1 protein-coding gene is annotated in these 13,081 nt (G+C 78.0%); it reads left to right on the top strand.

Annotated features, from left to right (window positions below; translation table 11 throughout):
• The coding region (locus tag ACFVGO_RS35520; RefSeq protein WP_380636248.1) for a type I polyketide synthase at positions 1-13,081 on the top strand (13,081 nt) is incomplete at both ends.

A 13,081-nucleotide genomic window follows, 5' to 3' on the forward strand; every position in this document is an offset into this window, starting at 1 on the left:
GCCACACGGCCTTCTGGTCCACCGTCACCGGCGGCCTGCTGGCGACCACCGAACTCGACACCGACTACTGGTTCCGCAACCTGCGCCAGGTGGTGCGCTTCGAGCCCACCGTGCGGGCGCTGCTCGCGGCCGGCCACCGCACCTTCGTCGAGTCCAGCCCGCACCCCGTGCTCACCGTCGGCGTCCAGGAGACGCTGGAGGCCGACGGCCGCGGCGGCGCCGCCCTCGGCACCCTGCGCCGCGACCACGGCGGCCCCGAGCGGTTCCTCGGCGCGCTCGCCGAGGCGTACGTCGCCGGCGTCGCGGTGGACTGGGCGGACGCCTTCCCCGGCTCCGCCCGGCGGGTCCCGCTGCCCACCTACCCCTTCCAGCGCGAGCGGTACTGGCTGGCGCCCGGCGCCGGCTCGACCGACGCCACCGGTCTCGGCCTCGACCCCGCCGACCACCCGCTGGCCGGCGCCGCCGTCACCCTCGCGGGCGACGACACCCTCGTCCTCACCGGCCGGCTCGCCACCGCCGACCAGCCCTGGCTCGCCGACCACGTGGTCAACGGCGCGGTCGTGCTGCCCGGCTCCGCGCTCGTCGACCTCGCGCTGCACGCGGGCCTGCGCTGCGGCCACCCGCACCTGGAGGAGCTCACCCTCCAGAGCCCGCTGGTCCTCCCGGCCGACGGCTCCGTCCAGATCCAGGTGGTGCTGCTGCCGCCGGACGAGGCGGGCCGCCGCCCCGTCACCGTCCACTCCCGCCCGCGGGCCGCCGCCGAGGACCGCCCCTGGACCTGGCACGCCACCGGCGCGCTGACCGCCGGACCGGCCGCCGCGCCCGCGCCGCAGGGCGCCTGGCCACCCGCCGGCGCCGTCCCGCTCGCGGTCCAGGACGCCTACCCCGGCCTGGCCGGGCGCGGCTACGCCTACGGCCCGGCCTTCCAGGGCCTGACCGCCGCCTGGCGGCGCGGCGAGGAGCTGTTCGCCGAGATCACCCTCCCCGAGACGCTCCCGACCGAGGGCTTCGGCATCCACCCGGCGCTGCTGGACGCCGCACTGCACGTGCTGCTGCTCGACGGCGACCCGGCGACCACCCGGCTCGCCTTCTCGTTCGCCGGCGTCCGGCTGCACGCCGCCGGGGCCACCGCCGTCCGGGTGCACGCCGCGCCCGCCGGCCCCGAGGGCGGCTACGCCGTCACGCTGAGCGACCCAGCGGGCGCCGCCGTCCTGGACGTCGACGCGCTCGTCCTGCGGGCCGTCGACCCGGAGCGGTCGGCCGCCGGCCGGAGCACCGCCGACCCGCTCCACCGGCTCGACTGGATCCCCGCCGCCACCGGCGCCACCCCCGCCACCGGCGGCGCCGTCCGGACCGTCCCGGCCGACCTCGCCCAGGGCCTGCCGCCGCTCGACGGCGGCCCGGCGCCCGAGGCCGTCCTCGTCCCGGTCACCGGCGACCCCGACGCCCCCGCCGAGAGCGCCCACGCCCTGACCCGCAGCGCCCTCGGGCTGATCCAGGCCTTCCTCGCCGAGGAGGGCCGGGCCGACTCCCGACTCGTCCTGCTCACCCGGCAGGCCCTCGCCGCCGGCCCGGACGAGGAGGTGCGCGACCTCGCCGCGGCCGCCGTCCTCGGCCTGGCCCGCAGCGCCCAGATCGAGCACCCCGGCCGCATCCTGATCCTCGACCACGACGGCGAGCGGCCCACCGACGAGGCCCTGCGCGACGCCCTCGCCGGCGACGAGCCGCAGCTCGCGCTGCGCGCCGGCCGCCTGCTGGCGCCGCGGCTGGTCAAGGCCGGACCCGCCCCGCACGCCGGGGCCGAGCCCGCCCGCACCCCGTTCGACCCGGACGGCACCGTCCTGCTGACCGGCGGCACCGGCGCCATCGGCCGCCTGCTGGCCCGGCACCTGGTCACCGCGCACGGGGTCCGCCACCTGCTGCTGGTCGGCCGCCGCGGCCTGCCCACCGGGGAACTCGCGGAGCTGACCGCCGGGCTGGACGCCGAGGTCACCGCCGCCGCCTGCGACGCGGCCGATCCGGCCGCCCTGGCCGCCCTGCTGGCCGCCGTCCCGGCCGAGCACCCGCTCACCGCCGTGGTGCACGCCGCCGGCGTGGTCGACGACGCCTCCGTGCAGCGGCTGCGCCCCGAGCAGCTGGACGCGGTGCTGCGCCCCAAGGCCGACGCGGCCTGGAACCTGCACCGGCTCACCCGCGACCTCGACCTGAGCGCGTTCGTGCTCTTCTCCTCGCTGGCCAGCACCGTCGGCGCCGCCGGCCAGGGCAGCTACGGCGCCGCCAACGGCTTCCTCGACGCGCTCGCCCAGCACCGGCACGCCCTCGGGCTGCCCGCCCAGGCGCTGCTCTCCGGCCTCTGGGCGCACGGCGAGGGCATGGGCGGCCGGCTCGGCGAGGCCGACCGGGCCCGCCTGGTCCGCGGCGGCCTGGCACCGATGACCGCCGAGCAGGGCCTCGCGCTCTTCGACGCGGCCCTCGCCGACGGCCGCCCGCTGATCGCCCCGGCCCGGATCGCCGTCGCCGAGGCGGCCGGCCGCGCCGAGGCCGTCCCCGCGGTGCTGCGCGGCCTGATCCGCACCCCGCTGCGCCGGGCGTCGGCCGCCGCGGCGGCGAGCGGCCTGGCCGACCGGCTGACCGTGCTGCCCGCCGCCGACCGCCGCCGCACCCTGCTGGACCTGGTCCGCTCCAGTGCCGCGACCGCGCTGGGCCACGCCGACCCGGCCGGGATCGCGGTGGACGGCGCGTTCAAGGCGCTCGGCTTCGACTCGCTGATCGCGGTGGAGTTCCGCAACCGGCTGAACGCGGCGTCGGGCCTGCGGCTGCCCACCACCGTCGCCTTCGACCACCCCACGCCGAACGCGCTCGCCGACCACCTGCTCGCCCTGCTGACCGACGCCACCGGCACCGGCCCGGCGCCGACGGCGGCCAGGGCCGCGACCGCCGCCCCGGGCGAGCCGATCGCGATCGTCGCGATGGGCTGCCGCTTCCCCGGCGGCATCGGCTCGCCCGAGGAGCTGTGGCAGGTCGTCGCCGAACGCGGCGACATGATCTCCACCCTGCCCGCCAACCGCGGCTGGGACCTCGACCGGCTGTACCACGCGGACCCCGACGAGCCGGGCCGCTCGTACACCCGCGAGGGCGGCTTCCTGTACGACGCCGACCTGTTCGACGCCGCGTTCTTCGGCATCTCGCCGCGCGAGGCGGCCGCCGCGGACCCGCAGCAGCGGCTGCTGCTGGAGACGGCCTGGGAGGTCGTCGAGCGCGCCGGCATCGACCCGACCACGCTGCGGCACAGCGCCACCGGCGTGTTCACCGGTGTCGCCACCCAGGAGTACGGCCCGCGGATGGACCACGCCCTGGAGAACTACGGGGGCTACCGGGTCACCGGCAGCGCGGGCAGCGTCGCCTCCGGCCGGGTGGCGTACGCGCTCGGCCTGGAGGGCCCGGCGGTCACCGTGGACACCGCCTGCTCCTCCTCGCTGGTCGCCCTGCACCTCGCGGTGCAGTCGCTGCGGGGCGGCGAGTGCGACCTCGCCCTGGCCGGCGGCGCCGCCGTGATGTCCACCCCGGGCCTGTTCATCGAGTTCAGCCGACTGCGCGGACTGTCCGAGGACGGCCGCTGCCGGGCCTTCGGTTCGGGTGCGGACGGCTTCGGGCTGGCCGAGGGCGTCGGCCTGGTCATGCTGGAGCGGCTCTCCGACGCCCGCCGCAACGGGCACCAGGTGCTGGCGGTGATCCGCGGCACCGCCATCAACCAGGACGGTGCGTCGAACGGTCTGACGGCGCCGAACGGCCCGTCGCAGGAGCGGGTGATCCGCCAGGCGCTGGCCAACGCCGGAGTCGCGGCCGCCGAGGTCGACGCCGTCGAGGCGCACGGCACCGGCACCACGCTGGGCGACCCGATCGAGGCGCACGCCCTGCTGGCCACCTACGGCCAGGAGCGGGCCGGCGAGCCGCTGTGGCTGGGCTCGGTGAAGTCGAACATCGGGCACACCCAGGCCGCGGCCGGCGTGGCGGGCGTGATCAAGATGGTGCTGGCGATGCGGCACGGCGTGCTGCCGGCGACGCTGCACGTGGACGAGCCGTCCCCGCACGTGGAGTGGGCGACGGGCGCCGTGGAGCTGCTGTCCGAGGCGCGCCCCTGGCCGCAGGCCGGTCGCCCGCGCCGGGCGGGCGTCTCCTCGTTCGGCATGAGCGGCACCAACGCGCACCTGATCCTGGAGGCCGCGCCCGCGACGGCGGCCGAGGAGCCCACGGAGGCCGGGGGTGTGCTGCCGTGGCTGCTGTCGGGCCGGACGCCGGCGGCGCTGGGTGCGCAGGCGGAGCGGCTGCGGGAGTTCGTGCTGGGGCGTCCGGAGTCGTCGGTGGCGGATGTGGCGTCCGCGCTGCTGTCGCGGGCGGGTCTGGAGCACCGTGCGGTGGTGCTGGGTGCGGACCGTCAGGCGCTGCTGGACGGGCTCGCGGTGCTCGGTGGCGAGGGTGTGGTCCGGGGTCGGGTCGTCCCGGGTGACGTGGTGTTCGTGTTCCCGGGTCAGGGTTCGCAGTGGGTGGGCATGGCGTGGGAACTCGCCGAGGCCTCACCGGTGTTCGCGGCGCGGTTGGCCGCGTGCGAGGCGGCGTTGGCGCCGTTCACGGACTGGTCGCTGACCGAGGTGCTGCGTTCGGGCGCGGACTTGGACCGGGTGGACGTGGTCCAGCCGGTGCTGTGGGCCGTGATGGTGTCGCTGGCGGAGGTGTGGCGGGCGCACGGTGTGGAGCCGTCGGCCGTGATCGGTCACTCGCAGGGCGAGATCGCCGCCGCGGTGGTCGCGGGTGCGCTGTCCGTCGAGGACGGCGCCCGGGTGGTCGCGCTGCGCAGCCGGGCGCTGATCGAACTGGCCGGTGGCGGCGGGATGGTGTCCGTCGCGGCGGGCAGTGCGGTGGTCGAGGAGCTGATCGCGGGCTTCGACGGCCGGATCTCGGTGGCCGCGTACAACGGACCGTCCTCGACGGTGGTCTCGGGCGAGCCGGACGCGCTGGACGGGCTGATGGCGCTCTGCGAGGAGCAGGACGTACGGGCCCGCCGCATTCCCGTCGACTACGCCTCGCACTCCGCCCAGGTCGACCGGCTGCGCGGGCGCATCCTGGACGACCTGGCCGAGGTCGCCCCGGTGACCTCCACCGTGCCGCTCTACTCCACCCTGACCGGCACCCCGATCGACACCGCCCGGATGGGCGCGGAGTACTGGTTCGACAACCTGCGCTCCCCGGTGCGCTTCGAGGAAGCCACCCGCGCGCTGCTGAGCAGCGGCCGGGCGGTGTTCGTCGAGTGCAGCCCCCACCCGGTGCTGACGGTCGGCGTGCAGGAGACCGCCGACGCGGCCGGGACCGCGACGGCCGTGCTGGGCACGCTGCGGCGAGGCCAGGGCGGCCCCGAGCAGCTGCTGACCGCCCTGGCCGAGGCCTGGACCGCCGGCGTGGCCGTCGACTTCACCACGCTGCTGCCCGCCGGCCGCCGGATCGAGCTGCCGACCTACGCCTTCCAGCGCGAGCGCTACTGGCTGGAGCAGGCCGCCGCCCCGGCGGCCGAGGGCGACCCGGCCGAGGCCCGGTTCTGGGACGCCGTGGAACGCGAGGACCTGGCCGAGCTCTCCGAGGCGCTGCGGCTGGAGGACACGCCGGAGCTGCTCGGCTCGGTGCTGCCCGCGCTGGCCGACTGGCGGCGCCGCCGCCGGGACCGCTCGACGCTGGACTCCTGGCGCTACCGGATCGGCTGGAAGCCGGTGGACGCCCCGCGCGGGGCGGTCGCCCTGACCGGCACCTGGCTGGTGGTGGCCGCCGAGGAGACCGCCGCCGAGGAGGTGGTCGCGGCGATCCGCACCGCCGGTGCGCAGACCGTGACCCTGGTCGTGGCCGACCCGGCCGTCGGCCGTACGGCCCTGGCCGACACCCTCCGCGCGGCGCTTCCCGCGGCCGAGCCGTTCGCCGGCGTGGTCTCGCTGGCCGGCCTGGCCGAGGAGCCGCTGCCCGGGACGGTGCTGCCCGCCGGCCTGGCGGTGTCGCTGACGCTGGTGCAGGCGCTCGGGGACGCCGGGATCACCGCCCCGCTGTGGACCCTGACCCGGGGCGCCGTCTCCACCGGCCGGGCCGACCGGCTGGACCACCCGGTGCAGGCCCAGCTCTGGGGCTTCGGCCGGTCGCTGGCGCTGGAGCACCCGGACCGCACCGGCGGCCTGATCGACCTGCCGCCGGTCCTCGACGAGCGCGCCGGGCGGCGCCTCGCGGCCCTCCTCTCGGGCGCCACCGGTGAGGACCAGAGCGCCGTACGGTCCTCCGGGACCTACGCCGCCCGGCTGCTGCGCGCCCCCGAGCCCGCGCCCGCCGGCGAGGGCCGGCGGCTGACCGGCACCGTCCTGGTCGCCGGAGCCGACGGTGCCCTCGGCCGCCAGGCCGCCCGCTGGGCGGCCGGCCGCGGCGCGGCGCACCTGCTGCTGGTCGCCTCCGCACCGTCCGGGGAACTCGCCGACTTCGCCGCCGAGTCGACCGGGGCCGGCACCCCGGCCACCGTGGCCGTCTGCGACCTCGGCGACGCCGACGCGCTCGCCGCGCTGCTGGCCGAGCACCCCGTCGCGGGCGTGGTCCTCACCGCCGAGGTCGGCCCGACCGAGGCCCTGGAGCTGACCGGTCCGGCAGAGTTCGCGGCCGTCCTCGCCGCCAAGACCGCCGGCGCCGCCCGGCTGCACGCCGCGCTCGCGGACGTGCCGCTGGACGCCTTCGTGCTGTTCTCCTCGATCGCCGGGGTCTGGGGCAGCGGCGGCCAGGCCGCCTACGCGGCCGGCAACAGCTACCTCGACGCCCTGGCCGAGCACCGCCGGTCGCTCGGCCTGCCGGCCACCTCCGTCGCCTGGGGCCCGTGGTCCGGCGGCCCGGACGGCCGCGGCGCGGACTTCCTGAGCCGCCGCGGCATCCCGGCCATGGACCCGCGGCTGGCCCTGGCCGCGCTGGACCGGGCCGTCGACCGGGACGAGACCACCGTCGTCGTCGCCGACGTCGACTGGACGACCTTCACCGCCTCCTTCACCTCCGCCCGGCCCAGCCCGCTGCTCGCCGACCTGCCCGGCCCGCGCACCGCCGCGGCCGCCGCCGGCACCGACGGCGCGGCCGCCCTCGGCGGCCGGATCGCCGCACTGTCCGCCGCCGAGCGCGAGCGGGAGACCCTGGCCGTCGTCCGCGCCGAGGTCGCCGCGGTGCTCGGGCACGCCGACCCGAGCGGCCTGGAAACCGGCCGGACCTTCAAGGACCTCGGCTTCGACTCGCTGACCGCCGTCGAACTGGGCAAGCGCCTGGCGGCCGGCACCGGCACCCCGGTGCCCGCCACCGCCGTGTTCGACCACCCGACCATCGGCGAGATGACCCGCTACCTGGTCGGCGGGCTCGACTCCGGCCCGGCCGCGACGGCCACCGCCGCCACCGACGAGCCCATCGCGATCATCGGCATGAGCTGCCGCTTCCCCGGCGGCGTCGAGGGCCCCGAGGACCTCTGGCGGCTGGTCGCGGCCGGCGGGGACGCGATCGTCGACTTCCCGACCGACCGCGGCTGGGACGTCGAGGGCCTCTACGACCCGGACCCCGACCGGCAGGGGCACACCTACGTCCGCTCCGGCGGCTTCCTCACCGGCGCGGGCGAGTTCGACGCCGGCCTGTTCGGGATCTCCCCGCGCGAGGCGCTGGCGATGGACCCGCAGCAGCGGCTGCTGCTGGAGGCCGCCTGGGAGGCCTTCGAGGACGCCGGCATCGACGCCACCGCCGTGCGCGGCAGCCAGGGCGGCGTCTTCGTCGGCATGACCTCCTCCGGCTACGGGCAGGGCGCGGTGCTGCCCGACGGCGTCGAGGGCCACGTGCTGACCGGCACCACGACCAGCGTCGCCTCCGGCCGGCTCGCGTACACCTTCGGCCTGGAGGGCCCCGCCATCACGGTGGACACCGCCTGCTCCTCCTCGCTGGTCGCCCTGCACATGGCGGCCGGGGCGCTGCGCTCCGGCGAGTGCGGCATCGCCCTCGCGGGCGGCGTGACGGTGATGGTGTCGCCCGACTCCTTCATCGAGTTCAGCCGGCAGCGCGGCCTCGCCGTCGACGGCCGCTGCAAGCCGTTCTCGGCGGCGGCGGACGGCACCAGCTGGGCCGAGGGCGTGGGCATGCTGCTGGTCGAGCGGCTCTCCGACGCCCGCCGCAACGGGCACCGGGTGCTCGCCGTGCTGCGAGGCAGCGCGGTCAACCAGGACGGCGCCTCCAACGGCCTCACCGCCCCCAACGGCCCCGCCCAGCAGCGGGTGATCCGCCAGGCCCTCGCCAACGCCGGACTGACGGCCGCCGAGGTCGACGCCGTCGAGGCGCACGGCACCGGCACCAAGCTGGGCGACCCGATCGAGGCCCAGGCGCTGCTGGCCACCTACGGCCAGGACCGACCGGCCGACCGGCCGCTGCTGCTCGGCTCGGTGAAGTCCAACATCGGGCACACCCAGGCCGCCGCCGGCGTCGCCGGGGTGATCAAGACGGTCATGGCGATGCGCCACGGCGAGCTGCCCGGCCTGCTCCACCTGGACGCGCCCTCACCGCACGTGGACTGGTCGGCCGGCGCGATCGAGCTGCCGACCGCCACGCAGCCCTGGCCCGAGAACGGCCGACCGCTGCGGGCCGGCGTCTCCTCCTTCGGCGTCAGCGGCACCAACGCCCACGTCATCCTGGAGAGCGCCCCCGTCGACGAGACGGCGGCCCGCGGCCCGGCGGCACCCGCCACCGGGGCGCCGCTGCCGTGGCTGCTGTCCGCCGCCGACCCCAGCGCGCTCGCCGCCCAGGCCGAGCGGCTGCACGGCTTCGCCGACGCGGGGACGGGCACCGACCCGGACCCGGCCGACATCGCGCTGGCGCTGGCCACCGGCCGCACCGGCCTGGCGCACCGCGCCGTCGTCCTGGCCGCCGACCGTACCGGCCTGCTCGCCGGCCTCGGCGCGCTGGCCACCGGCGCCGAGGCGCCCGGCGTGCTGCGCGGCGAGAGCGCCGACGGCCGCTCGGCGTTCCTGTTCTCCGGCCAGGGCTCCCAGCGCCCCGGCATGGGCCGCGCCCTCTACACCGCCTTCCCGGTGTTCGCCGACGCCCTGGACGCCGTCTGCGCCCGGCTCGACACCGAGCTGGACCACCCGCTGCGCGCGGTGATGTTCGCCGAGGCGGACACCCCCGAGGCGGCCCTGCTGGACCGGACCGTCCACACCCAGGCCGCGCTGTTCGCCTTCGAGGTGGCGCTGTTCCGGCTGCTGGAGGACTGGGGCGTGCGCCCCGACTTCCTGCTCGGCCACTCCATCGGCGAGATCGCCGCCGCCCACGTCGCGGGCGTGCTCTCGCTGGACGACGCCTGCACCCTGGTCGCCGCGCGCGGCCGGCTGATGCAGGCGCTGCCCGCCGGCGGCGCGATGCTGGCCGTCGAGATCGACGAGGCCGGGGCCGCCGAGGCGCTCGCCGCCCACGACGGGGTCGACGTCGCCGCCGTCAACGGCCCGCGGGCGATCGTGGTCTCCGGACCGCAGGACGCGATCGCCGACCTGGCCGGGCACTGGCGCGCCGAGGGCCGCCGGACCAGCCGGCTGCGGGTCTCGCACGCCTTCCACTCGGCGCTGATGGAGCCGATGCTCGCCGAGTTCCGCGCCGTCGCCGAGGGCCTCGCCTACCACCCGCCGCGGCTGCCGGTGGTCTCCAACCTCACCGGCACCGCCGTCGGCGCCGAGGAGATCTGCACCCCCGAGTACTGGGTGCGGCACGTCCGCGGGGCCGTCCGCTTCGCCGACGGCGTGCGCTGGCTCGCCGGCCAGGGCGCGACCCGCTTCCTGGAGCTCGGCCCGGAGGCGGTGCTCACCGCCATGGCGCGCCTCACCCTGGACGCCACCGGCCGGGACGACGCCGCACTGGTGCCCGCCTCCCGGGGCGAGCGGCCCGAGGCCGAGACCCTGCTGGCCGCCGTCGCCACCGCCTGGACCCGGGGCGCCGCGGTGGACTGGTCCGCCGTCCTCGCCGACCGCGGCGGCCGCCGGATCACCCTGCCCCCGTACGCCTTCCAGCGCCGGCCCTACTGGCTGCGCCCCGGCCGGTCCGGGGCCGACGTGACCGGCGCCGGCCTGCTGCCGACCGAGCACCCGCTGCTGACCGCCGCCGTGCCGCTCGCCGACGGCGAGGGCGCGCTGCTCACCGGCCGGCTGTCGCTCGCCGCCCAGCCCTGGCTGGCCGACCACGCCGTGCGCGGCACGGCGATCCTGCCCGGCACCGGCTTCGTGGAACTGGCGCTGCGGGCCGGCCGGGAGGTCGGCTGCACCGCGCTGCGCGAGCTGATGGTCGAGGCCCCGCTGGCCGTCCCCGCCACCGGCGGCGTCCGCATCCAGGTGCGGGTCGGCGACCCGGACCCGGCCGGCGACCGCCCGGTGGCCGTCCACGCCCAGCCCGACGGCGCGGCCGGCTGGACCCGGCACGCCTCCGGCGCCCTGGCCGCCGGGACGGACGCCGAACCGTACGACCTCTCCGCCTGGCCGCCGGCCGACGCCGAACCGGTGGAGCTGGACGGCTACTACGAGCGGCTGACCGAGGCCGGCTACGGCTACGGGCCGGTCTTCCGCGGGCTGCGCCGGGCCTGGCGGGCCGAGGGCGCCGTCTACGCGGAGATCGCCCTCCCGGCGGGCGCCGCCGAGGAGGCCGCCGGCTACGGCGTCCACCCGGCGCTGCTCGACGCGGCCATGCACGCCACCACCGTCGGCGGGTTCCTCGACGACGCCGGCGCGACGCCGCTGCCGTTCGCCTGGTCCGGGGTGACCCTGCACGCCACCGGCGCCTCCGTGGCCCGGGTCCGGCTCGCCCCCGCGGGCCGGGACGCGATCTCGATCCGGGTCGCCGACGCCACCGGCGCACCGGTGGCCGACGTCCGCTCGCTGACCCTGCGGCCGGCGCCCACCGGTCAGCCGGACGGCCGCCGCGCCGAGGCCGGCGACGCGCTGTTCGCGGTCGAGTGGAGCGCGCTGCCGGCCGGCGCCGCCGCCGAGGAGTGCCCGGTGGCGGAGCTGTCCGCCGTCGAGGCCGGCCACGCCCGCGCGGCCCTGGTGCTGCACCGGGTCGAGGCGACCGGCGCGGACGACGCCGCCCGGGCCCGCACCGCCACCGCCGGGGCGCTCGACGCCGCCCGGCGCTGGCTGTCCGGCGACCGGGACGAGGCCGACCGCCTGGTGGTCGTCACCCGCGGTGCCGCGGCCGTCCACCCGGGCGAGGAGCCCGCCGACCCGGCGGGCGCCGCGGTGTGGGGCCTGCTGCGCTCGGCCCAGTCCGAGCACCCGGACCGCGTCCTGCTGCTCGACGACGACGGCTCGGCCGACTGGGCGCTGGTCCGCCGGGCGGTGGAGCTGGGGGAGAACCAGCTCGCCGCGCGCGGCGGCGCCCTGTACGCGCCCCGACTGGTGCGCGTGCCCGCCTCCGCCGCGCTGACCGTCCCCGAGGACGCCGCCGCCTGGACCCTCGACCCCACCGAGCCCGGCATCCTGACCAGCCTGCGGCTGCTGCCCGCCGACACCGCCGAGCGGCCGCTCGGCCCCGGCGAGGTGCGGATCGGCGTCCGCGCGGCCGGTGTGAACTTCCGCGACGTGCTGCTCGCGCTCGGCATGTACCCCGAGCGCGCCGAGCTGGGCTCCGAGGGCGCCGGCGTCGTCCTGGAGGTCGGCGCCGAGGTCACCGACCTCGCCCCCGGCGAGCGGGTCTTCGGCCTGTTCCCCGGCGGCTTCGGCCCCGTCGCCGTCGCCGACCGGCGCCGGCTCGCCCGGATCCCGGCCGGCTGGACCTTCACCGAGGCCGCCTCGATGCCGGTCGTCTTCGTGACCGCCTACTACGGACTGGTCGATGTGGCCGCGGCCCGGCCCGGCGAGTCCGTCCTGGTGCACGCGGCGGCCGGTGGCGTCGGCATGGCCGCCGTCCAACTCGCCCGGCACCTGGGCCTGGAGGTGTACGGCACCGCCAACCCCGGCAAGTGGGACGCGCTGCGCGCGGCCGGTCTGGACGACGCCCACATCGCCTCCTCCCGCGACCTCGCCTTCGAGGAGTCCTTCCGTACCGCCACCGGCGGACGCGGCGTGGACGTGGTGCTGAACTCGCTGGCCGGCGAGTTCACGGACGCCTCGCTGCGGCTGCTCGCCGAGGGCGGGCGCTTCGCCGACATGGGCAAGGCCGACCCGCGTGACGCCGAGAGCGTCGCCGCCGACCACCCCGGCGTGCGCTACCGCGCCTTCGACCCCTCCGAGGCCGGCCCGCAGCGGATGGGCGAGATCCTCGCCGAGGTGCTCGGCCTGTTCGAGTCCGGTGCGCTGCGGCTGCTGCCGATCACCGCGTGGGACGTCCGCGAGGCGCCCGCCGTGTTCCGGCACATCAGCCAGGCCAAGCACGTCGGCAAGAACGTGGTCACCGTCCCGGTGCCGCTCGACCCCGAGGGCACCGTGCTGATCACCGGCGGCACCGGCACCCTGGGCGGGCTGCTGGCCCGCCACCTGGTCGCCGAGCACGGCGTGCGGCACCTGCTGCTGCTCAGCCGGCGCGGCGCCGACGGCCCGGGAGCTGCCGAACTCGCCGACGAGCTGCGGGACCTGGGCGCCGAGACGACCCTCGCGGCCTGCGACGCCGCCGACCGGGACGCGCTGGCCGCGGTGCTCGCCGCGATCCCCGCCGAGCACCCGCTCACCGGCGTCATCCACACCGCCGGCGTGGTCGACGACGGCGTGGTCACCGCCCTCACCGCCGAACAGCTCGCCACCGTCCTGCGCCCCAAGGCGGACGCCGCGCTCCACCTGCACGAGCTGACCGCCGACCGCGACCTCGCGATGTTCGTGCTGTTCTCCTCCGTCGCCGCCGTGCTCGGCCCGCCCGGGCAGGGCAACTACGCCGCCGCGAACGGCTTCCTGGACGCCCTCGCCGCCCAGCGGCGGGCCCGCGGCCTGGCCGGCGTCTCGCTGGCCTGGGGCCTGTGGGCCGAGTCCAGCGGCATCACCGGCCACCTCACCGGCGCCGACCTGGCCCGGGCGGCCAGGGTGGG

The organism is Kitasatospora sp. NPDC057738, assembly GCF_042798815.1.
Taxonomy (GTDB): domain Bacteria; phylum Actinomycetota; class Actinomycetes; order Streptomycetales; family Streptomycetaceae; genus Kitasatospora; species Kitasatospora lactacystinica.